This window comes from Mycobacterium leprae TN (assembly GCF_000195855.1).
In the GTDB taxonomy this organism is placed as follows: domain Bacteria; phylum Actinomycetota; class Actinomycetes; order Mycobacteriales; family Mycobacteriaceae; genus Mycobacterium; species Mycobacterium leprae.
In genome coordinates this window covers 18,323-41,666 of record NC_002677.1, presented here as the reverse complement: position 1 = coordinate 41,666, position 23,344 = coordinate 18,323, and the positions used below count along the sequence as shown (strand labels likewise).

Here is a 23,344-nt window from a genome sequence, read left to right as displayed (position 1 = left end):
AAACCGTCCACAACGCGCAGGGCATCAGCGCCCAGTGTGACTGGACATAACTCTCCGGGGGTATTTAGTGCCGCACAATCGCTCGATCTGTGCCTCGAGCGCCACCCTGGCAGTTTGGTTCCGACCGCTGGCGGTTCCCCGCTCCACCGGCTGATAAGGACGCGACATCAACCGTTCTTTCTTTCATAACCCACCACTGCGCAAACCTGCGCTAGCAACACCTGGGCTGGCTCTCTGCCACCCGGTATGCAAAACGGCAGAAGTAGTTACAATGTCGCGGGCAAACGAACAACAGCTCCAACACAGTGCTATTCACACCGTCAGAGTCGTCGATAAAGCCGACGGCACAATTCAACACATCCTCGATGTATTTCAACGCCAGCCGCTTAGAGCTTCACCTGGATCCACGTACGTCACAACCTCGATTCCTGTGAGCACCTGCAGAACCCGTAATCCGTACACAGCGCTAATTAACACATCACCCCAAATATGACTGCGGGGACACACTCCATCGTGTGCGCCCCGCTTTAGTTGGCATTGCAGGTGATTATACCATAAAGTCCTGTGCGATATCAGCATCGGCAATTTGCATACTATCTATCGTGTTGTTCACACGACCTGGCTATGCTGAATTAATCGTCTCGATAAGGCTTTCGAATCCGTGCACTATCTGCCACTGTGCATAAAAGAAGGTCAATGAACCCTTGCACTAAAACATAAACCACGGCTTAGGTCTGCTGCAGAATTTCTTGATGGATTTCCATCATATTGAGCTACCCGCTACCGATATCAGAAAAGAAAGCGCCGACGGTGACGTAGTTATAAGTGATCTGATCGGTCATGTCCGTAATTCTTTACGTGAAAATTTATCTACAACGTTGAGGATGTTTGTAATGACCTATGCTAGATCTCTTGAGTTTCCGAGTCAAAGAGACTAATGATACCGCACGCCACTTCACCTTCATACTGTTCCATGAACAACACTGTCTGGCCAAGGTCGTAAACTAACCTTTGAACTCCGGAGAGATTTGCTGAAGACTGTGTTCAATTTGACCCGCTGCTACAAGACAAATTGTCCCTACTTTACCGCTCAACGATACGACGTCAACTGGTGTTTTCGTAGCTACTCAGGTATTCATTTTCGATTGCGGTAGTGATTTGCAGAACAGAGTCGATGTATTGCTGAGAAGGCAGTATAAACTCCGATTACACTGCCATGTGTACCACCGTCTGACATAAATTTCTCGATTTTCATCAGCCCTCAGGATTAGATGTTAGGTAAATCTAAAACAATAGTGGTTAGCTATCACTTCACCGCTTCCGCGGGATGCACCGGATCCGAACAGGTTGTCTAGTCGCCACCGGAATTAACGTCCTGTCGACCAGTTGAACAATATCCCGTAATCTTGCCAGCTACATATTATATTATATATCGCTGGTGCTGTCGACGACGCTGTCGCCGCCGGTGTACCCGTTTATGCCATTTTCCCATCACAAACCAGCACAAACAACCCGGTCCGCCACACCATTACCGTCGGTACCGAGCAACCAGGTATTGACATAGCCTTGAACGTCAAAACCGTCGAAAGTCGACCAACAAATCACCGGTGTGCGGTGATACCATCGAATCCGAACCAGCGCACCTTCCACCCCGGTCCACGGCTACCGCACATACCTGCGATCCGTCATAGGTGAAGAAATTTTCCGTGGTGGTGGTGTTGTGGTGGGCTGGTGGGGTGTGGGTGGTTGATCTGCGCTAGAAGGTTGCCGTATGTGCCGCCGACGGCCGGATCATCGATGCACTGTTCACTAACACGATACTGCTGCACCCGGCGGCATGCCTGCTTGCTGGCTGAGGGCCGGTCAACAAGCCGCCGACACCGATACCAGCGGCAGAAATGGTGCAAGGGATAACATCAGGTGCGAATAGTTATACCGTGCACGGGGACGTGCCTGTTCAGGTGCGGCCACATTGACCACGCCGACACCTCAAGGCCATGACATGCACACTAAAACGCCCCTACCCCGCGGCGCTAACAACTACCCTCACACCCACGCCTGCATCGATATCGCCTTCAGCACAGCCCAGGTGCCCAGCCCCTGGCATCATCAACATGTAGACCAAGCAGCACCCACCACCGACATGCTTACGTGCGCCGCGCTAATCGTGTCCACTGCGGCAAAGCACACGAAGCCTCATCGAAAGCAGGCAGTCAGCCACCCACCAACAAAAACCCCGCAACACAGCAAAACACGTCAACAGGATTCCGGGCTGCCCCCCACGACTACCGAACATATCGGCCAGTCATAAAACGCAAAAACAGCCATTTCACCCACCACCTATGAAACCAACCGAACAACTCACCGCCACAGACACAAACACGACAGCAACCTGCAGGAGGGTGTGTTGCGGCCCGGACACCAACTTTAAATGACTAAACTGATCAGCCGGCCCGCGACCACAATCACTTTGCGCGGTGTAGCACCGGCCAAAAACTGCTGTACTTTATCGTCAGCCAACGCAACAGTTTTCAGGGTGTCGTAGTCCGCGTCGGCGGCAACCACTATCCGACCCCGAATCTTGCCGTTCACCTGCACCGGGTATTCAACGGTATCGTCAACAAGGTAGGCGGGATCGGCCTGGGGAAAAGGGCCGTTCGCCAAAGAGGTGGTGTGGCCCAGCCGCAGCCACAGCTCTTCTGCCAGATGTGGGGCTAGCGGCGCCAACATCAACACAAGAGGCTCGACAGCGACCCGGGGCACCGAGCCACGGTGTTCTTTGGTGAGATGGTTGGTGTACTCGATCAGCTTCGCCGTTGCGGTGTTATTGCGCAGTGCAGCATAGTCTTGGGACACTCCTGCGATGGTGCGGTGCAATGTTCGCAACGTGTAAGTATCTAACTCCCCTGCTGTGTCCACCACCCGGGTTTCACCAGTGCGTTCATCTACCACCAGTCGCCACACCCGCTGAAGGAAACGATATGCGCCAACGACGTCCTTCGTGGCCCACGGTCGGGACGCCTCCAACGGCCCCATTGACATTTCATACACACGCAACGTGTCTGCACCGTATTCATCGCAGATTTCGTCAGGTGATACCGAATTCTTCAAGCTTTTACCGATTTTCCCAAACTCTTGGAAGACTTCGATCTCGCCGTCGGGTCCCGGACAGAAGAACCCGTCGCCGCGTTGGAATACCTGGTTCGCCGGCACATATGAACCGTGAGCATCAGTGTAAGCGAAAGCCTGGATGTAGCCCTGGTTGATCAGCCTACGGTAGGGTTCTCGAGAGCTGACGTGGCCCAGATCGTATAGAACTTTGTGCCAAAACCTCGCATACAACAGATGTAGCACCGCATGTTCGGCTCCGCCGACGTACAAATCAACGCCGCCGGGATCGTCGATGCCGTGTTCAGTCGGCCGTGGACCCATCCAATAGGCCTCGTTTTCCTTGGCACAGAGCCGCTCTGAGTTGTGTGGATCGGTGTAACGCAGTTCGTACCAAGAGCTGCCCGCCCACTGTGGCATGACATTGGTGTCGCGGCTGTAAGGCTTCAAACCGTCGCCCAGATCCAACTCTACGTGCACCCACTCGGTCGCCTTGGCCAGCGGAGGTGATGGCTCGCTGTCAGCATCATCAGGATCGAATAACACCGGAGAGTAGTACGGTACGTCGGGAAGCTCAACCGGCAGTGCGGCCTCGTCTAGCGCATGCGGTCGTCCGTCACTATCATAGATTATTGGGAACGGCTCACCCCAATACCGCTGCCGAGCGAAAAGCCAGTCTCTTAGCTTGAATTCGATGCGAGCATGTCCTCGACCTTCGGACTCCAAGCGGGCGGTAATGGCCTCTTGGGCTGTTGCCACGTCCATACCGTCGAGGTAACCGGAGTTCACCAACACACCATCGCCCACATAGGCGGCCTCTGAAATATCGCTTCCAGCAATAACTTCGACGATCGGCAAATGGAACTTATGGGCGAAGTCCCAGTCACGCGGGTCATGGCCGGGAACCGCCATGACCGCACCGGTACCATAGCCGACCAGTACATAGTCGGCAACGAAAATCGGCACCGGTTTTCCGGTGGCTGGGTTGGTGGCGTACCTACCCAAGAAGACGCCGGTCTTCTCCTTGCTCTCTTGGCGATCGAGGTCCGACTTGGCAACGATTGCACGGCGGTAGGCTGCGACAGCTGCACCTGGCGTGGCGGCACCATACGTCCACCGGGGGTCCGTCCTGTCCGGCCAGACGGTGGCAACCAGTTCGTCGACCAGGTTGTGCTCGGGTGCCAGCACCAGATAGGTGACGCCAAACATGGTGTCCGGCCGGGTGGTGAACACCTCGACGTCGACTTCGGTTGTCGCGGCATCGCTGCGGCTTAGGATCGCTGAGAACAGCACGGTCGCTCCGCTGGAACGGCCGATCCAGTTGCGCTGCATAGTTTTGACTTGCTCCGGCCAGTCCAGCAGGTCAAGGTCGTCCAGCAACCGGTCAGCGTAGGCGGTGATCCGCATCATCCATTGCCTCAAACGTTTCCGGAATACCGGGAAGTTGCCGCGGTCGCTGCGACCGTCGGCGGTGACCTCTTCGTTGGCCAGTACCGTGCCCAGACCCGGACACCAGTTGACCATCGAGTCCGCCCGGTAGACCAGTCGACAGTTGTCGATCACGTCGGCCCGCTCCCCGGCCGACAACGTGGCCCAGTCACGGCCGTCAACAAGGCGGCGCTCACCGGAATCGAATTCGGCAATCAATTCTGCGATCGGGCGCGCCTTGTTAGCTGCTACGTCGAACCAAGCGTTGTAGATCTGCAGGAAAATCCACTGGGTCCACTTGTAGAACTCGACATCGGTGGTCGAGAAGGTGCGTCGGCTGTCGTGGCCAAGACCCAACCGGCCCAGCTGGTGCCGAAAGTTGACAACGTTAGCCTCAGTTAGAATGCGTGGGTGGGTTCCGGTTTGCATCGCGTACTGTTCGGCGGGCAGCCCGAAAGCATCGAACCCCATCGCGTGCAGCACGTTATGACCGGTCATACGGAAGTATCGAGCGTAGACGTCGGTGGCGATGTAACCTAGTGGATGTCCAACATGCAATCCGTCACCCGATGGATAGGGAAACATGTCCTGTACGAACAACTTGTCGGCGGGAACTACCGATCCGTCCGGCGGGGCTAGCGACCCAACCGGGTTGGGCACGTTGAAGGTCTGCAGCCGCGCCCAGTTGTCTTGCCAGGTGCTTTCGATACGGCCTGCTAGCTCCGCGGTATAGCGGTATCGCATCGCATCGGAGTCCGTCTGGGCAACAGCCGAGTTGTACCCAGGGACAGTGGTCGGCAGTTCAGTCACGTGAACAGGGTATAAGGGCTCCACTTTACGGGCCTGAGTGGCCACAGGTTGGTATCAGTTCCGTTGCGCACCGATCAGGGCTTCATCCCAGCTCTATTTCTAGCCTGTTCACGTTGCCTGACCACTAGTTACTGTCAGCCACGAACAGCAGGCAGGTGGTACCCGTGTGGTGCGGTGATGGGGAAGGACCAACGCAAATGATTCAGTCCACACAAACGTGGCGTGTGCTCGCAGGAGGTCTGGCTGCCACCGCAATGGGTGTCACTGTCTTCGCTGGCGGCACCGCCGCAGCTGATCCTTCGCCGCCAGCACCCCCACCGGCTATTCCCGGTGTTCTCCCGCCGGCATCACTGCCACCCATACAGAGCGTCACAGCCGTTCCCGGGGGGATCACCACCAACAACAGGTTCGTCGCGACCCCGCAGGCGCCCGGACCGGCCGCCCTGGGGCAGCCACCGCTAGCGGTGGCTGCCCCAGTCTCTGAATCGCTGCACGACTACTTCAAGGCAAAAAACATCAAGTTGGTGGCGCAAAAGCCGCATGGCTTCAAGGCGCTCGACATCACTTTGCCAGTGCCCACCCGCTGGACTCAGGTTCCGGACCCGAACGTGCCCGACGCATTCGCGGTAATCGCCGACCGGCTGGGCAATAGCCTCTACACCTCAAACGCACAGTTAGTGGTGTACAACTTGGTTGGCAACTTCGATCCCAAGGAGGCCATCACGCACGGCTTCGTCGACACTCAGCAACTGTCGGCGTGGCAGACCACCAACGCTTCCAAAGCGGATTTCGACGGTTTTCCATCATCAATCATCGAAGGTACATACCGTGAAAACGGTATGACGCTAAATACCTCACGGCGCCACGTCATCGCCAGCTCTGGGCCTGACAAATATTTAGTTTCGCTGTCTGTGACCACTGCTCTGTCGCAAGCGGTCGCCGATGCACCGGCCACCAACGCCATCGTTAACGGCTTCCGGGTGTCCTCACCCACGGTGTCCGCCCCAGTACCTCCCCAGCTTGGCACCCGTTAGGCTGGTGCCCTTGCCTTGGAATGCAGCCAGGCCAACCCACATACACCCAGCCTGCTGTCATTGGTACCCGGACTGTCGCCGCTACCGAACCTAGTACCAACCCTGTCGCACTGAGTTGGCGACCACACCGACTCCGGGTAGCCGACTGGGAGGCTAGGTAAGGCGAACTCACTGGCGGACTCGTATTGTTGACACATGTTGATCGCGGGCACACTGTGCGTGTGTGCGGCGGTGATATCCGCCGTGTTCGGAACCTGGGCACTCATCCACAACCAGACCGTCGACCCCACGCAGCTAGCGATGCGTGCCATGGCGCCGCCGCAGTTGGCCGCCGCGATAATGCTAGCCGCCGGTGGTGTGGTGGCCCTGGTCGCGGTTGCACACACCGCCCTGATAGTGGTGGCCGTTTGTGTCACAGGTGCCGTCGGCACCCTGGCTGCCGGCTCGTGGCAAAGCGCGCGATATACATTACGCCGGCGGGCAACAGCGACCAGTTGCGGCAAGAACTGCGCCGGCTGCATTCTATCCTGCCGTTAAACTGCCTGCTGTGACCGTCGTGTTAAAGCAGTTAAGGGTGGTCCAGGTCGACACCATTTTTACTGACAGTGGGCGCAACCGCAGCACTTACTGATCTGTTGCCGACCCGCGGTGAGGCAGCCGGCACCATGCCTTTCGTCACGAAAGCGGCCATCGTCATACTTTATTCTTCTACGGCACCCGAGTGTCGCCGCAGCAGAACTGGCACAGTGGCCGCCAGTGCTGGCTGGCCTGGTTGGTGCTGACGCGACGTTCGTAGTTTTCCTGGCTCTTGGGTTGGCCATTCAATTCTTGATGTCCTCGGTGTTGACCATTGACCTGTACAACGAGGTGCTGTTTTTGTTCCTGGTCCCGTCAACGGTACGGTCTTCGATTGCGTTTACTTCGATCGCACGAGGCCACGTCTCAGCCTCCATCATGAACGCATCGTTGTCCAACATCTTAGGCGTGGTAGTGACCCCACTGCTGGTGGTACTGCTGATGAATACCAGCGGCGTACCGCGCCTGGATGGTGCTTCGATCCGCTATGTTGTGCTGCAGCTGTTGCTGCCGTTCGAAGCCTGCCAGCTGATGCGGCCTGGATCGCTGCGACCGTTGTTCACTATGAGCCCCTGTTCAAGGTGGTCGACTGCGACTCCATCCTGCTGGTGGTGTACACGGCTTTCTCGATGGGCGTGGTTAAAAGAATCTGGGTCAGCATCAATCCGTAGCGGTTAATCTTGGTTATCGCTGTCGACACCATGTTGCTTGCGGTGATGCTAGTCTGCACCGGGGTCATCGGCCAACTTGCTCAACTCGACCGACGCGACGTGATTGTCCTGCTGTTCAGTAATTCAAACCAAGAGTTTGGGCACCCCGTCTTTCGATGGCGCTGGTGCTTTTCCTAGATGCCGCAATCAGCTTGACCATGTTGCCTGCCCATCACTTTTCATCAGGTTCACCTGGTGGCCTGCGTGTCGATCGCCAGCAGATTGGAACGAAACCCAGTCGACGAAACCAATACGAGGTAGTCGTGCGATGCCGTCCGCATCGGAGGAGAAGCTTTTAGTTCCGACTGACGTCGATCGGGTGAGTCGCAAGCAGCGACAGCAACAGCGGTTGGCGGCGAAGAACCTGTGCCCACAGATCAGCCCGCTTCCCAACCAAGACGTCAGAGGGCAACGCCGACAGCACAATCCAGTCGTCACGCTCAATTTCTCCTTTGAGCTGACCAATGGTCCAGCCCGAGTACCCCACGAAGATCCGTAAACCATCCACCAGCGGTGCGATCAAATCCGGTTCGGCATCCAGATCGACCATCACCAGCCGGCCCGCCACATGCCGTAAACCCGCGACACCGTCCGGATCAGCGCCGATCCGCAACACCGCTAGACACAGGGCTGCGTCACGCTTCACCGGACCCCCAATGAACATCGTTTTCGGTTTGGCCGCCAGTTTTGCCCATTGCGGTAACACGTTATAGACCGCGGTCTCGCTTGGCCGGTTGAGCACCACGCCCAAGGTGCCGCCCTCGTTATGCTCTACTATGTAGATCACGCTACGCCGAAACGTCGGTTCAAGAAGATCAGTGTTGGCTAACAGCAACGTACCTGCACGCACCCTCTGCGCGGCGGGTGCAACATAATCTTCGGGGTCTTCAGGCCGGATCACCACACCATCATCGCACCATCCGCAACATTACCTAGTGCAAACGAGGACGGCCGACGAATATTTGTTTTGTAGTGTTGTGGAATCAGCGCAGATCGAGGCTAGCCTCGATCATAAAAAGTGGATTTAGTGATGCAAACTCGGATGCGCGCACCTATCGACGTGTGACAGTCGATGGGCACTTGCCAGACTTCCGGCAACTGCTGCAAATGCTCGTGGCAAGTCAATTGAGTGATAACGGAATAATGAAGGCGGGGCTGGCCAGAGCGTTGCTGTTCAACCCAGACAGAGCAGCGAGCGCTCTCTTCATGGTATTACTTATTCCCTAACTCACCGCCGGAGCCGTTTGCCGGGGTATTGATGAACCGTTGGGATCGCCGGCCGGTGCTCGTTGGCGCCAACATCAGACGGCTGGCGCTCATCGACAGGATCGGAATCCTTCTTCTGAAAGTCAGGGCCAGTGAGATGCCACTGCTGTGGTCAGCGCTGCCCGCTAACGGCCCGGCTCGGTTCGTCCAATCCAGCTTGTCGGCAGGCCGTACCCCACGCGGTGCCATGTGAACAAATAGTGCCATGCTGGCTACACGGCGCGGACCATGACGAGTAGCCGAGCTGTCGCTGCAATCAAATCTGTCTTGGCCGCACACTGGATGGTGGTGAGCATCAATTCACTGCTGATATTGTTACTGATCAACCACATGAAGACCCCGCAGTCGGCGGGTTAAGCGGCGGGCTGCTGTTCTTCGCTGCAACGAGTATCAGATCCTTTCTGGAATGGCGCTAATCCCTGCCCACGATCTGCCGCCGAGGACACTTAAGCCATGGTAAGGGATATTAGCGGCGGGCATGGTCGTCCCAATCGCCGGCTCTGGGCTAACTACTATTGATCATGGTAGCTTCTGGCTTCGTCCATCCGGTGTGGCCAATCAAACGGTCAAGCCGTGCGCCAACTAGGCGGTGCAGATAGTCACCCACGTTATCGAGCAACATCCAGAGTTTGCCGACATCACCGACTCAGTCACCGCAGAAAGCCAAGAACGAGTGCGACTTCAGCCGTAGCGAATGAATTTCCTTAGTAGTTCCGGCACAGCGCTACCGGAAATGACTGGGCACCCATATAGTCAGGATCGTTGCGATAGCCAGCTCAGGTTACCAAAACACATCGTCGCTCTTTCCAGCAACTCGTCAGCATGAGCGCTGACCGATATCAGTACACCTGCAAAAGCCCAGTTCTTCTTACACAAGTCCTTTGGTGAGCGTCACCGTCTGAGTCTAAACCTGGATTAACATGCGCTCTAGGGACAGCTGGATTTTTGGCCGTCGACTCAGCCACCAGTGTCACTAACAAAATTTCAGCGCGCAGAATCGCGGTTCCGACGTTAGTGTTGTCCCGTTTGCCTTCACCCACGCCGCCAGCGGATAGACTGCCCGGCTCACCGATGAGAGGCTGGGCGATGGATTTCACCTCACTACCGCCGGATATCCACTCCGCCGGGATGTATGCCATCTCTGGAACGAGACCAATATTGGCCGATGGCCTGGGAAGAGCTGGCCGCTGAACCGCAATAGACCGCGCGCTCGTATCAGGCGGGCAAATTGGCGGACTGACCATTGGACCCCTGGCTGGGCCCGACAGCAGCGGCAATAGCTGTCGCACTCACACCGTATAGTGGCGTGGCTGAGAATGACCGCTGCACTGACCGAACAGACAGCCAACCAGGCCATCCCAACGGCCTCTGCTTACAGGTAACGTTCTCGAAAATAGTGCTGCCACCGATGGTGGCAGCCGACAGCAGCCTGCTGATGGTGCTTGGTAGCGACGAACTTCTTTAGCCAGAAAGCCCTGTTGATAGCGGCAACCAAGATTTGAAACCACAACACAGACGCCATGTCCAGCTATGCAACCGCGTCGCCGTCGATTGCATCGCTGACGTCCAGTACCAACCCAGGCGGGCGAAACCACCACGGTCACCCAAGCCCTCGGGCACCTCCGCCGGCAACGCGCAGAACATCGTGGCAAGTATTCCATAAGCGTCGGCCGCGGTGCCCAACGCGCTTCAGGAGCTGGTAAAACAAGTACTACCCGCTGGTAACACCGCCGGACGTGCTGGAGCTGATGGGGAACCTAGTCATAATCCTTTTTGAGGCACCAATGAATGGACAGCTCAAAGGTAGCAGCTTTTGCCTACAACCTTCGCGGTTATGACATTCCAGCCCACACCTAATAGACATCGCTAGTGGCTAGGCAAGGCTACAGAACTGCCCGGGCACAGCACTCTAGCCCCCAACGCTGTTCCCGGTAACCACGAACCCTGGCTCATTGACTACCGCGGCCATGGGCGAAAGCGGGCTCAACCACTCCATCAGGGGAACTGTCCGTGCCGACCAGTTAGGTTACGACAGCCTCCCGGAGGCACGTTCGTTCGCGGTAGCCACTGCCGACCACCAGCCTGGACGTAGCCACAGAAACCTCTGCAGGCGGTGTCAAAACCTATTCAGTTAGATGACCCTGGCAGTCAATGACCGACACCACTGGCACTGCCGATGCCAGTGGCCCGGACAACCTGGACGAATCCGAGAGCGGATCGGGGGACGAAGCTGGAGCCGGCAGAACCACCTTAGACTGCGCCAGGCCGTCCGATAACAGGTATCGCCGAGAGCTACGTGAACTGGCCTTCCTACGCTATGTGGGAATCCGTACCGAGAAGGAATTCGCCGAGCGGAGCATCTGCTTCCTCTGTGAGCTCTCATGCCGTCTGACTGGTCGGGCACAGCTAGCCACGCCAACACGTTGTGGTTGGATCGTCTAATGGCTGAAACGTTAGTCCGCCAAAAATAAAATTGTCCCGGCCGTTACATTTTCGATCCCCATCGAGATTCTCTCCAGGACTTTGTTTACTTCGCATTGTGTTCAATCGAATGTGAAAGGAAATATCCACGGTATGAGCATTTAAAATGGATCGCTAGCGTTGTAGCCATTACAGTGGCCCCATGAACGTTGATCCGGTTGCTTTATGGCAATCATAGGTTAGGAGAGGGGAATTCCCACGACGTAGAGTCATTTTATTCAGCATTTTCATGAAGACTTGGTGTTCACGTAACCTGTAGCCTCCAAAAACTTTTTCCGGAAACGGCCACAATCATCTCCTGCACCCCGAATTGCGGCACGACTGGACCCTATGTGTTGCAGTGTATTCCCAAGCTCCGGTTTGTCGTCGAAAGCATCTGCCAGGGAATCGACACCATCGTGATCGTGCACCGCAGTCAAGACAACATGCTGTCCAGCAAAGTATTGTGGTTCAGCGGCGACGTGGTAATCGAAAGGCACGGTATATACTTCGTTCCGATACCCGTCTGCATAATTTATATTTAAAGACCCTCAAGGACGAGACTTAACAACAGTGCACTGCAGGATATCTTCTAGTACCTGATAGGGCCTCCGGAAAACGCATCTGACGATATGGCGACAACTACACAGAGATGGGTAAGGATGCGAAAAATAACCTCAGTACGGACGGAAAAGCGATAACCGTATGAACGAACAGCCGCGGCGAATAGAGGAATCTGCTACCAAAATCCTTGACGTCACACCCAGGTGCTGCCCGGACGCTAATCTTCGAAGAACTCAGGCATCGTAACCCCGCTCTCTTAGTGGATCTTTAGTGCTGTTTGGCGCTCAAGACCACAATTCACGCTTACTTTAGAGTCGTGGTCACATATATTCGGTAACCGGTGAGTAGCTACCAAGGCTAGCGGAATGTCGAGCAGATCACGGAAACGGCGATTGATGCGCTGCAAAAGCTCACTCCGGCTGACTCACATCCCAATAGGCCTACCTTGCCGACCCAACCCCATTTCCGCATCCAACACGACACCGTCAACCAATTCAGCAAAAGGACCCTGTGCCACGGCAGCCTTCTACACCACCTCGGCATCGGTCGCACTCACACCCACACCCCCGTACTAATGCCGGTCACAACCAACATCGTCACCATCATCAGCAAAACGGGCCATCACCTCATCGCCAGCCAGTGTATCAACTTCGACCACAACTACTGGCCCAACCAAACAAAATTCCCCGGCCGATGGCCGGGGAATTTTGTAACCCATGACTCGACTCATCACGAGAGTGGGCGAAGGGGGACTTGAACCCCCACGTCCCGAGGGACACTGGCACCTGAAGCCAGCGCGTCTGCCATTCCGCCACTCGCCCGAAAGACAACCGGTGGACCATATCATCGTAGTAGCCGCGCACCCAACTAGTCTTCGTGCATCTGCCAAGAACTTCCCCATCATGGCCTCTGTCGACCAGGCGCTTCTGAACTGCCTAATACAATTCTCAAAATTACCACGGTGCCCCAACGTTGCAGTGTACCGATACCATGCTTGGGTGATACGACATGCAAACAAGGCGTTTGCCTTGTGGGCGATATTCCAGAACAAATGCAGGCGAACGCTAAACAATGGATAACCAAAAAGAATTAATACAGCGCATCGAGCGCAAACTCGAGTCGAGCATAGACGATGCGTTTGCCCGGATGTTCGGGGGATCGATAGTTCCGCAAGAGGTTGAAGCCCTATTGCGGCGTGAAGCCTCCGACGGCGTCCGATCGCTGCAGGGAAATCGCCTTCTGGCGCCCAACGAATACATCATTACCCTCGGTGTGCACGACCTTGAGAAGATGAAAGCCGACCCAGACCTCACGTCAAGCGCTTTCGCTAGCGACTTGGCTGACTATATCCATGAACAGGGGTGGCAAACGTATGGTGATGTAGTCGTCCGATTCGACCAGTCATCGAGTCTGCATACCGGGCAGATCCGCGCCCGCAGTGTTGTCAACCCCGATGTCGAGCCCCGCCCGACGGTTAACGATCCCGTCCGGACACAATCTAATCAAGCGTTCAGCGCAGAACCAGGAGTACCACCGATGACTGATAACTCGAGCTACCGCGGAGGTCAAGGGCAGGGCCGCCCTAGCGATGACTACTACGGTCGACCGCAAGACGATCCACGCGGCGCGGACCCCCAAGGCGGACAGGACCCCCGAGGCTGCTATCCACCGAAACCAGGAAGCTACCCACAACAGGCCGGACATCCGCCACTCCACCGCCCGGATCAGGGTGGCTACCCGGGCCAAGGCGGGTACGAAGACCAACGCGCCTACCACGACCAGGGGCAAGGTGGCTACCCGTCGCCCTATGAACAGCGTCCGGCAACTCCTGGTGGTTACGGCAGCCAAGGTCACGACCAAGGCTATCGTCCAGGCAGCTACGGCCCTCCCAGCGGTGGCCAGCCAGGCTACGGCGGGTACGGGGATTATGGCCGCGGGCCAGCTCGCCCGGATGAGGGTAGCTATACTCCATCGGGTTTTCCCGCTCCGCCTGAACAACGTGTGGCCTACCCCGACCAAGGAGGCGGCTACGACCAGGGGTATCAGCACAGTGGACTCGGATACGGCAGGGAGGACTACGGACGACAGGAATACACCCAATACGCCGAAAACCTGCCGGGCGGAGTGTATGCGCCTTCCAGCGGTGGGTACGCCGAGCCAGCCGGCCGCGACTACGACTACGGTCAGCCAGGAGCCGCTAATGACTATAGCCAACCGGTGATCGGTGGATACGGAGGCTACGGAGCACTGGGAAGCGCGGTCATCCTGCAGCTCGACGACGGCAGCGGCCGGACCTACCAGCTGCGTGAAGGCTCCAACATCGTGGGCCGGGGACAGGACGCCCAGTTCCGGTTGCCCGACACCGGTGTGTCTCGCCGACACCTGGAAATCCGCTGGGATGGACAGGTAGCACTGCTCTCCGACCTCAACTCGACGAACGGCACCACCGTCAACAATGCTCCGGTACAAGAATGGCAATTGGCCGATGGGGACGTGATCCGTTTAGGCCACTCAGAGATCATCGTTCGCATTCACTGAGCCCACTGGGCTGCAATATTGCCGTGCTTTACCACACGTCGACCACCGTCCAAGTATCGTGACGTTGCTGTGTGTTCGGCTCACAGGGGCGCGTACAGCAACAGGACAGAAAGGACGCCAGATGCAGGGACTAGTACTGCAACTGGCGCGTGCCGGATTTTTGATGTTGCTATGGGTATTTATCTGGTCTGTCCTGCAGATCTTGAAGACTGATATCTACGCGCCGACCGGGGCAGTCATGGTCCGGCGGAGCTTAACGTTGCGCAACACGCTTCTGCTATCGCGCCAACGCCGGCACGCTGCACGCTACCTGATGGTGACTGAAGGGTCGCTGACCGGCGCCCGCATTACCCTCAGCGGGCAGCCGGTGTTGATCGGCCGCGCTGACGACTCCACCTTGGTACTTACCGACGACTATGCGTCAAATCGGCACGCTCGGCTGTCTCAACGCGGTTCGGAATGGTATGTGGAGGATCTAGGATCGACCAACGGTACATATCTTGACAGGGCGAAGGTGACAACTGCGGTACGAGTTCCATTAGGAACACCGGTTCGAATCGGCAAAACGGCAATCGAGTTGCGCCCGTGACCCTGGTCCTCCGATATGCGGCCCGCAGCGATCGCGGCCTGGTGCGCGCCAATAATGAAGACTCGGTTTACGCCGGTGCACGCCTACTCGCCCTCGCCGACGGCATGGGTGGTCACGCCGCTGGCGAAGTGGCGTCCCAATTGGTGATCGCCGCACTGGCCCATCTCGATGACGACGAACCCGGGGGCGACCTGCTTGGCAAGCTCGAGACGGCGGTGCGTGCCGGAAACTTGGCAATCGCCGCACAAGTCGAGATGGAACCCGATTTCGAGGGCATGGGAACCACGCTCACCGCAATCCTGTTCGCAGGCAACCGTCTCGGCCTGGTGCACATCGGTGACTCACGCGGCTACCTACTGCGAGACGGCGAGCTGACCCAGATCACCAAAGACGACACCTTTGTCCAAACCCTGGTCGACGAAGGTCGGATCACCGCGGAAGAAGCACACAGCCACCCACAGCGCTCATTGATCATGCGAGCATTGACCGGCCACGAAGTGGATCCCACTCTCACCATGAGAGAAGCCCGCGCTGGTGATCGTTATCTGCTGTGTTCGGACGGATTATCCGATCCGGTGAGTGACGAGACCATCCTCGAGGCCCTGCAGATCCCCGACGTCGCCGAGAGTGCCTATCGGCTTATTGAATTAGCGCTGCGCGGTGGCGGACCCGACAATGTAACGGTTGTAGTCGCTGACGTCATCGACTACGACTACGGCCAGACCCAACCGATTCTCGCCGGCGCGGTGTCGGGCGAAGAAAGCCAGCAGATGGCCCTGCCCAACACCGCCGCTAGCCGCGCCTCAGCTATTGTCCCACGCAAAGAGATAGCCAAAAGTATGGCGCCACAAGTCGATAAAGTACATCAACAGCGGTGGTCGCAACGCCAAACAGGCATCACACTCACACTGTTAGTGCTACTTGTCCTCGCCGGAGTGGCCATTGGGCGATGGGTCATCCGGGACAACTACTACATTGCCGAATACAGTGGCAAGGTGTCCATCGTGCGAGGCATTCAAGGCTCGCTGCTCGGAATGCCTTTGCACGAACCCTATTTGGTGGGCTGTCTGAACACCCGCAACGAGCTATCCCTGATTAGTTACGGACAATCCGGAGGTCACCTCAATTGCCAGGTAATGACTCTGCGGGACTTACGTCCCTCTGGAGGGGCGCAAGTCCAGGCTGGACTGCCCGGAGGTAACCTAGATCAGGCCGAATCGCAGCTACGAAAATTGTTGGCCGACTCCCTACTACCAACCTGTCCGCCACCCCGCGCGACATCGCCGCCGGGGCCCTTTACCATGCCCACAGACAGCGGGACACCCCAACCAACTAATACAGCGTCGCCAACGTCCACCACACCACCCACGATCACCTCTTCCAGCGGCACCGCACCCACCAACATAAGTCCCACTAGCAGCCCCGCAAGTACCGCGCCGACAACGCCGGTGGGCACCTCGCAGACGGTCACCATCCTTCCACCACCCCCACCCCAACCGGGCATCGACTGCCGGGCGGTGGCATGACAACGCAACTTCAGCCGGTGGTCACAGTGACACCTCCGTTGCCCACGCGACGTAACGCTGAGCTGCTGCTACTTGGCTTCGCCGCCGTGATCACCGTCGCCGCACTGGCCATCGTGGAAGCCAACCAAGAGAGAAACTTTCGTTGGTACCTGGCCGGCTACGGGCTGATCTTCTGGTCATTGTTCGCATCCGCCCATCTAGCTATAAGACGTTTCGCTCCCTACACCGACCCGCTACTACTACCAATAGTGGCCTTGCTCAACGGACTGGGCCTGGTGATGATCCACCGACTCGACCTTGTTGATAACGACGTCACCGGTCACCATCACACCAGTGCGGCCCAACAGATGCTGTGGACCCTGGTCGGGGTGGCCGCATTTGTGCTGGTGATGACCGTGTTAAAAGACCATCGCCAGCTCGCACGCTATGGCTACATATCCGGATTGACGGGTCTGGTTTTCTTGGCAATTCCCGCACCGCTGCCCGAACAAAACGGTGCTAAGATTTGGATCCGCTTTCCGGGTTTTTCGATTCAGCCCGCCGAATTTTCGAAGATTCTGTTGCTGATCTTCTTCGCAGCAGTGCTAGTCGCTAAACGCAGCCTGTTCACCAGCGCCGGTAAGCATTTAATAGGTATGACCCTGCCCCGGCCGCGAGACCTCGCGCCGTTACTGGCTGCCTGGGTGATCTCGGTAAGTGTGATGGTCTTCGAAAAGGACCTCGGCACTTCGCTGCTGCTCTACGCATCGTTTCTGGTGGTGGTTTACCTCGCCACTCAGCGTCTCAGTTGGGTCATCATCGGCCTGGTGTTGTTCACTGCGGGAAGCACTATAGCATACTTCACTTTCGAACACATCCGGGTTCGCATGCAAGTGTGGTGGGATCCCTTCACCAATCTCGATGTCGGTGGCTATCAGATTGTGCAATCGCTTTTTAGCTTCGCTACCGGAGGTATTTTCGGCACCGGCCTGGGTAACGGTCAACCCGATGCCATACCTGCGGCCTCAACTGATTTCATTATCGCCGTATTCGGCGAAGAGCTTGGATTGGTGGGCCTAGCTGCCCTTCTCATGCTCTACACGATTGTCATCGTCCGCGGCCTGCGCACGGCTATCGCCACACGCGACAGTTTCGGTAAACTGTTGGCCGCAGGTCTGGCATCGACGCTGGCCATCCAACTGTTCATCGTCAGCGGTGGCGTTACCACGCTCATTCCGCTGACCGGCTTGACCACACCGTGGATGTCTTACGGTGGATCGTCATTGCTGGCGAACTATGTGCTGCTGGCCATCCTGGCACGCATCTCGCATAGCGCTCGACATCCGTTACGCAGCCGCCCACACAACACGTCCCCGATCGCGGTGGCAAGTACCGAAGTGATCGAAAGGGTATGAACACCTCTCTCCGCCGAATCTCGGTGACCGTGATGGCGTTGATCGTGCTGCTGCTGCTCAACGCCACGGTAACGCAGGTGTTCACCGCCGACGGACTGCGTGCCGACCCCCGGAACCAGCGGGTCTTACTCGATGAATATTCACGTCAACGTGGCCAGATCACCGCAAGTGGCCAGCTACTAGCCTATTCGGTGGCCACTGACAACCGCTTCCGTTTCCTCCGGGTATACCCCAACCCTGCGGTGTACGCGCCGATTACTGGCTTCTATTCACTGCGATATTCCAGCACAGGCCTTGAGCAAGCCGAGGACGCGCTGTTGAATGGATCCGACGAGCGGCTGTTCGGGCGCCGGTTGGCCGACTTCTTCACCGGCCGCGATCCACGCGGCGGCAATGTCGATACCACGATCAACCCACGCGTCCAGCAGACTGGATGGGACGCGATGCAGCAGGGTTGCGGAGGATCGCCGTGTAAGGGAGCTGTAGTCGCCCTAGAACCGTCCACCGGCAAGATCCTGGCTATGGTCTCGACACCATCGTATGACCCCAACCTGCTGGCGTCTCACAATCCGGAAGAACAAGCACAGGCCTGGCGGCGCTTGCACGACGACCCTAACTCGCCCCTAATCAACCGTGCCATTTCCGAAACCTATCCTCCTGGTTCCACATTTAAGGTGATCACCACCACTGCGGCGCTGCAGGCCGGCGCCACTACGAGTGACCAGTTGACCGCAGAGCCCACAATCCCACTACCCGGCAGCACGGCCACGTTAGAGAACTACGGCGGCGTTTCCTGCGGCCCCGGTCCGACGGTATCATTGAGCCAGGCATTCGCCATGTCGTGTAACACCGCGTTCGTCCAGCTGGGCCTGCTCATTGGCGCCGACGCGTTGCGGAGCATGGCACATTCCTTCGGCCTGGACAGTAACCCCAACGTAATTCCGCTGCAGGTCGCCGAATCGACTGTTGGGGTAATCCCAGACGCCGCCGCGCTGGGGATGTCAAGTATCGGCCAGAGGGATGTTGCGCTGACTCCTCTGCAAAACGCTCAAATCGCCGCGACCATCGCCAATGCCGGGGTGACGATGCAGCCCTACCTGATCGACAACCTCAAAGGGCCAGATCTGGCCAACATCCGCACCACTACCTCATATCAGCAGCACCGCGCAGTATCACCACAGATCGCCGCTACGCTAACAGAGCTGATGGTCGGCGCCGAAAAGGTCACACAACAGAAAGGGGCCATTCCCGGCGTGCAGATTGCTTCCAAGACTGGTACCGCAGAGCATGGCACCGACCCGCGTCATACACCGCCGCACGCGTGGTACATCGCCTTCGCACCCGTACAAGCCCCGAAGGTTGCCGTAGCGGTGCTGGTAGAGAAGGGCGCCGACAGCCTGTTTGCTACGGGAGGTGCGTTAGCCGCACCGATCGGACGGGCCGTGATCGAGGCAGCGCTGCAGGGGGGGGCATGAGTCCGCGAATTGGTGTGATGCTGTCTGGTAGATACCGCCTGCATCGGCTCATCGCCACCGGTGGCATGGGCCAAGTATGGGAAGCGGTGGACAGTCGGCTGGGTCGCCGCGTTGCGGTCAAGGTGCTCAAGGGAGAGTTCTCCTCGGACCCGGAGTTCATTGAGCGGTTCCGCGCTGAGGCACGAACCACCGCGATGCTCAACCACCCCGGAATCGCCAGCGTCCATGACTACGGCGAAAGCCATATGGACGGGGAGGGCCGCACAGCCTACTTGGTGATGGAACTGGTCAACGGCGAACCACTGAATTCGGTGCTTAAACGCACCGGCCGGCTGTCGTTGCGGCATGCGCTGGACATGCTGGAGCAGACTGGCCGTGCCCTGCAAATTGCTCATGCCGCTGGCCTGGTACACCGCGACGTCAAACCGGGAAACATCTTAATCACCCCCACCGGCCAGGTGAAAATCACTGACTTCGGTATCGCCAAGGCAGTCGACGCTGCACCAGTGACCCAAACCGGCATGGTTATGGGCACCGCGCAATACATCGCGCCCGAACAGGCCTTAGGTCACGACGCGACTCCTGCTAGCGATGTCTACTCGTTGGGAGTTATTGGGTATGAAGTGGTTTCGGGTAAGCGGCCGTTCACCGGTGACGGCGCCCTAACGGTAGCGATGAAGCACATCAAGGAACCCCCGCCGCCGTTGCCCGCGGACTTACCGCCTAATGTACGAGAACTCATCGAGATCACATTGGTGAAAAACCCGGGCATGCGCTATCCTAGTGGAGGATTGTTCGCCGAAGCCGTCGCCGCGGTACGGGCCGGCCATCGGCCCCCGCGGCCCAACCAAACACCATCTTCCGGCCGGGCCTCTCCAACGACCATCCCGTCAAGCACACAGGCCCGAGCAGCTGTTGCTTGCGGCACCAAGACTCCGGCACCTCGCCGATCCCGACCGTCAACAAGCGGAAATCGCCCGCCGCCGGCGCGAAACACGTTCTCGTCTGGACAACGCGCGTTGCTCTGGGCCGCCGGGATGCTCGGAGCGCTGGCGATCATCATCGCGGTGCTGATCGTGATCAACTCCTACGCTGGAAACGAACAGCATCAACCGCCTACTCCAACCGTTACTGACACCGGTACGCCACCAGCTACCAAAACCCTCAGCGGTTTTCCGGCTGCATATTGCGAATACCGAGTCAACTGGACGAATCACAAAGAAATAAGTAATTCTGGACTTCCAAAGCAGGCCGCTCGAGCTCAACTGGCCGGTGCCACTGACATCTCGCCCGTCGCCGGCCAAACATGAGACACCACAATGACCACCCCACCACATTTGTCTGATCGCTACGAGCTGGGCGACATCCTCGGTTTTGGAGGCATGTCCGAAGTTCACCTGGCCCGCGACATTCGCTTGCACCGCGACGTCGCAGTCAAGGTGCTGCGTGCTGATCTGGCCCGCGACCCTAGTTTCTACCTGCGCTTCCGACGGGAGGCCCAAAATGCCGCGGCGCTAAACCACCCGTCCATTGTGGCGGTCTACGACACCGGCGAGGCAGAAACGTCCGCTGGTCCGCTGCCCTACATCGTCATGGAGTACGTCGACGGCGCAACGTTACGCGATATCGTGCACACGGATGGCCCGATGCCACCCCAACAAGCAATCGAGATTGTCGCCGATGCGTGCCAAGCACTGAACTTCAGCCACCAGAACGGCATCATTCATCGCGACGTCAAACCAGCCAACATCATGATCAGCGCCACCAATGCGGTAAAGGTGATGGACTTCGGTATCGCACGCGCGATTGCCGACAGTACCAGCGTCACCCAGACCGCAGCCGTGATCGGCACCGCCCAATATCTGTCTCCCGAACAGGCCCGTGGCGATTCCGTCGACGCTCGGTCAGATGTCTATTCGTTAGGTTGTGTGCTTTACGAAATCCTCACTGGTGAACCACCTTTCATCGGTGACTCGCCGGTCTCGGTGGCCTACCAGCATGTTCGCGAGGACCCAATTCCACCGTCGCAGCGGCATGAGGGCATCTCCGTCGACCTCGATGCCGTCGTTCTTAAAGCGCTGGCCAAGAATCCGGAAAACCGCTATCAGACAGCGGCGGAGATGCGCGCCGATTTGATCCGGGTGCACAGTGGTCAACCACCTGAGGCGCCCAAGGTGCTCACTGACGCCGATCGAAGCTGTCTGCTGTCGTCCGGGGCTGGCAACTTTGGCGTTCCGCGTACCGACGCGCTATCTCGCCAGTCTCTAGATGAAACCGAGAGCGATGGTTCGATTGGACGCTGGGTTGCCGTAGTCGCCGTGTTGGCAGTCCTGACGATCGCCATCGTCGCTGCTTTCAATACATTCGGTGGCAATACCCGCGACGTCCAGGTGCCTGACGTACGCGGCCAAGTATCCGCCGATGCTATCTCCGCACTGCAAAACCGGGGCTTCAAAACCCGCACCCTGCAAAAACCGGACTCGACGATCCCGCCTGACCATGTCATCAGTACCGAACCCGGGGCCAACGCCTCGGTGGGTGCGGGCGACGAAATCACGATTAACGTCTCTACCGGACCTGAGCAACGCGAAGTGCCAGACGTCTCCTCGCTCAATTACACCGACGCGGTTAAGAAGCTGACTTCCTCCGGATTCAAAAGCTTTAAGCAGGCAAACTCACCGTCGACGCCGGAATTATTGGGCAAGGTTATCGGTACGAACCCATCAGCCAACCAGACCTCGGCGATCACCAACGTCATCACCATCATCGTCGGCTCCGGACCAGAGACTAAGCAAATCCCTGACGTCACTGGTCAGATCGTCGAAATTGCGCAGAAAAATCTGAACGTCTACGGCTTCACTAAGTTCAGCCAAGCGTCGGTGGATAGTCCCCGCCCAACCGGTGAGGTGATTGGTACCAATCCGCCCAAGGACGCGACGGTTCCAGTGGACTCGGTCATTGAATTGCAGGTGTCCAAGGGCAACCAATTCGTGATGCCTGACTTGTCCGGTATGTTCTGGGCCGACGCCGAGCCGCGGTTACGCGCATTAGGCTGGACCGGGGTGCTGGATAAAGGCCCCGATGTGGATGCTGGTGGCTCCCAGCACAACCGGGTGGCATATCAAAACCCGCCAGCAGGTGCCGGAGTAAACCGGGACGGAATCATCACGCTAAAGTTCGGGCAATAGCAGCAGCGGTGCGCTCCGCGGCCACCGGTAGACGCGGATGGACCGCAGCATCGACCTCATTCTCAAGTCGGCGGATCAGTGCGTCGTCACACAACCATCCGCAATAGGTCAGCCAATTAGCCAACAGTCTATGCCCACCCTCGGTCAAGATCGACTCCGGGTGGAACTGGACACCGTGGATCGGCAACTCGGTGTGACGCACCGCCATGATCACACCGCTACGTGTGCGCGCGACGACCTCCAATACCGGCGGAAGTGACTCCGGCAAGATAGTTAATGAATGATATCGGGTAGCCGTGAATGGATTTGGAAGTCCTTGTAGCACACCGTTATTCGTATGAAATACACTGCTGGTCTTGCCGTGTAACAACTCGGGAGCGCGGTCCACGGTGGCGCCGAACGATACGCCAATAGCCTGGTGGCCCAGGCAGACTCCTAGCAATGGGGTGTGCGCCGCGGCGCACACCCGGACCAGATTGATCGACGCCCCCGCACGTTCCGGAGTGCCAGGACCTGGACTAAGCAGGATACCGTCGAACTGTGCAGCGATAGTGGATTCGTCGGATAATCGGGTATCGTCGTTGCGCCACACCTCAGCGTCTACTCCGAGCTGCCCGAGATACTGTACCAGGTTGAACACAAAGCTGTCATAGTTGTCAATGACCAAGATCCGCATTG

Annotated in this window: 12 protein-coding genes, 1 tRNA gene and 2 pseudogenes; 11 read left to right on the top strand and 4 right to left on the bottom strand. The window is 57.7% G+C overall.

The genetic code is table 11. The features are described from left to right. Nucleotides 1-2,427 precede the first annotated feature (2,427 nt). Complete coding sequence (gene leuS / locus ML_RS00160) at nucleotides 2,428-5,346, bottom strand: leucine--tRNA ligase (protein WP_010907481.1); 2,919 nt, start codon at nucleotides 5,344-5,346, stop codon at nucleotides 2,428-2,430. A 197-nt stretch (nucleotides 5,347-5,543) separates the two neighbouring features. Here leuS and ML_RS00155 point away from each other — a divergent pair, with 197 nt between their 5' ends. The 3 genes from ML_RS00155 to ML_RS00145 all read left to right on the top strand — a co-directional run bounded on the left by ML_RS00155 (nucleotide 5,544) and on the right by ML_RS00145 (nucleotide 7,634). Further along, nucleotides 5,544-6,380 (top strand): LpqN/LpqT family lipoprotein, encoded by an 837-nt coding sequence (locus ML_RS00155; RefSeq protein ID WP_010907480.1) that lies wholly within the window; start codon nucleotides 5,544-5,546, stop codon nucleotides 6,378-6,380. Between the two features lie 195 nt (nucleotides 6,381-6,575). Continuing rightward, nucleotides 6,576-6,917, top strand: coding sequence for a hypothetical protein (locus ML_RS00150; RefSeq protein ID WP_010907479.1), 342 nt, complete (start codon nucleotides 6,576-6,578; stop codon nucleotides 6,915-6,917). 219 nt (nucleotides 6,918-7,136) lie between these two features. Beyond that, nucleotides 7,137-7,634, top strand: coding sequence for a bile acid:sodium symporter (locus tag ML_RS00145; RefSeq protein WP_231846665.1), 498 nt, complete (start codon nucleotides 7,137-7,139; stop codon nucleotides 7,632-7,634). Nucleotides 7,635-7,961: 327 nt separating this feature from the next. Here ML_RS00145 and ML_RS00140 read toward each other — a convergent pair whose 3' ends face one another. After that, complete coding sequence (locus ML_RS00140; protein WP_111480934.1) at nucleotides 7,962-8,570, bottom strand: YqgE/AlgH family protein; 609 nt, start codon at nucleotides 8,568-8,570, stop codon at nucleotides 7,962-7,964. 126 nt (nucleotides 8,571-8,696) lie between these two features. Here ML_RS00140 and ML_RS18305 point away from each other — a divergent pair. Then, nucleotides 8,697-9,336, top strand: a pseudogene (locus ML_RS18305) (hypothetical protein); the annotation flags it as partial. Nucleotides 9,337-12,694: 3,358 nt separating this feature from the next. On the opposite strand, the gene ML_RS00120 reads toward ML_RS18305, so the two are convergent. Next, nucleotides 12,695-12,777, bottom strand: a tRNA-Leu gene (locus tag ML_RS00120). 250 nt (nucleotides 12,778-13,027) lie between these two features. On the opposite strand from ML_RS00120, the gene ML_RS00115 reads away from it, so the two are divergent. From ML_RS00115 to pknB, 7 genes and pseudogenes are all read left to right on the top strand, one after another. Continuing rightward, nucleotides 13,028-14,494 (top strand): DUF3662 and FHA domain-containing protein, encoded by a 1,467-nt coding sequence (locus tag ML_RS00115; protein ID WP_010907473.1) that lies wholly within the window; start codon nucleotides 13,028-13,030, stop codon nucleotides 14,492-14,494. Between the two features lie 121 nt (nucleotides 14,495-14,615). After that, nucleotides 14,616-15,083, top strand: a complete 468-nt coding sequence (locus ML_RS00110; RefSeq protein WP_010907472.1) for an FHA domain-containing protein FhaB/FipA — start codon at nucleotides 14,616-14,618, stop codon at nucleotides 15,081-15,083. Further along, nucleotides 15,080-16,609, top strand: coding sequence for a PP2C family protein-serine/threonine phosphatase (locus ML_RS00105; RefSeq protein ID WP_010907471.1), 1,530 nt, complete (start codon nucleotides 15,080-15,082; stop codon nucleotides 16,607-16,609). Before ML_RS00110 ends, ML_RS00105 begins: the two co-directional genes overlap by 4 nt. After that, nucleotides 16,606-18,003 (top strand): FtsW/RodA/SpoVE family cell cycle protein, encoded by a 1,398-nt coding sequence (locus tag ML_RS00100; protein WP_010907470.1) that lies wholly within the window; start codon nucleotides 16,606-16,608, stop codon nucleotides 18,001-18,003. Before ML_RS00105 ends, ML_RS00100 begins: the two co-directional genes overlap by 4 nt. Next, on the top strand, nucleotides 18,000-19,478 hold the full coding sequence (gene pbpA / locus ML_RS00095) for a D,D-transpeptidase PbpA (protein WP_010907469.1): 1,479 nt from the start codon (nucleotides 18,000-18,002) through the stop codon (nucleotides 19,476-19,478). The genes ML_RS00100 and pbpA overlap by 4 nt, the downstream gene beginning before the upstream one ends. Continuing rightward, nucleotides 19,475-20,801: pseudogene (locus ML_RS00090) on the top strand (serine/threonine-protein kinase). The gene pbpA and the pseudogene ML_RS00090 overlap by 4 nt, the downstream one beginning before the upstream one ends. After that, entirely contained in the window at nucleotides 20,798-22,666 is a 1,869-nt protein-coding gene (pknB, locus tag ML_RS00085; protein ID WP_010907467.1) for a Stk1 family PASTA domain-containing Ser/Thr kinase, read from the top strand. The pseudogene ML_RS00090 and the gene pknB overlap by 4 nt, the downstream one beginning before the upstream one ends. Here the strand turns inward: pknB and ML_RS00080 are convergent. Next, on the bottom strand, nucleotides 22,644-23,342 hold the full coding sequence (locus ML_RS00080; RefSeq protein ID WP_010907466.1) for an aminodeoxychorismate/anthranilate synthase component II: 699 nt from the start codon (nucleotides 23,340-23,342) through the stop codon (nucleotides 22,644-22,646). The genes pknB and ML_RS00080 overlap by 23 nt on opposite strands. Nucleotides 23,343-23,344: the final 2 nt, after the last annotated feature.

Excerpts from the sequence above, each read along its gene's own strand:
- ML_RS00080 (WP_010907466.1), bottom strand. The coding sequence starts at position 23,342 with ATGCGGATCTTGGTCATTGACAACTATGACAGCTTTGTGTTCAACCTG.
- pknB (WP_010907467.1), top strand. The coding sequence starts at position 20,798 with ATGACCACCCCACCACATTTGTCTGATCGCTACGAGCTGGGCGACATC.
- ML_RS00100 (WP_010907470.1), top strand. The coding sequence starts at position 16,606 with ATGACAACGCAACTTCAGCCGGTGGTCACAGTGACACCTCCGTTGCCC.
- ML_RS00115 (WP_010907473.1), top strand. The coding sequence starts at position 13,028 with ATGGATAACCAAAAAGAATTAATACAGCGCATCGAGCGCAAACTCGAG.
- ML_RS00150 (WP_010907479.1), top strand. The coding sequence starts at position 6,576 with ATGTTGATCGCGGGCACACTGTGCGTGTGTGCGGCGGTGATATCCGCC.
- pbpA (WP_010907469.1), top strand. The coding sequence starts at position 18,000 with ATGAACACCTCTCTCCGCCGAATCTCGGTGACCGTGATGGCGTTGATC.
- ML_RS00110 (WP_010907472.1), top strand. The coding sequence starts at position 14,616 with ATGCAGGGACTAGTACTGCAACTGGCGCGTGCCGGATTTTTGATGTTG.
- ML_RS00155 (WP_010907480.1), top strand. The coding sequence starts at position 5,544 with ATGATTCAGTCCACACAAACGTGGCGTGTGCTCGCAGGAGGTCTGGCT.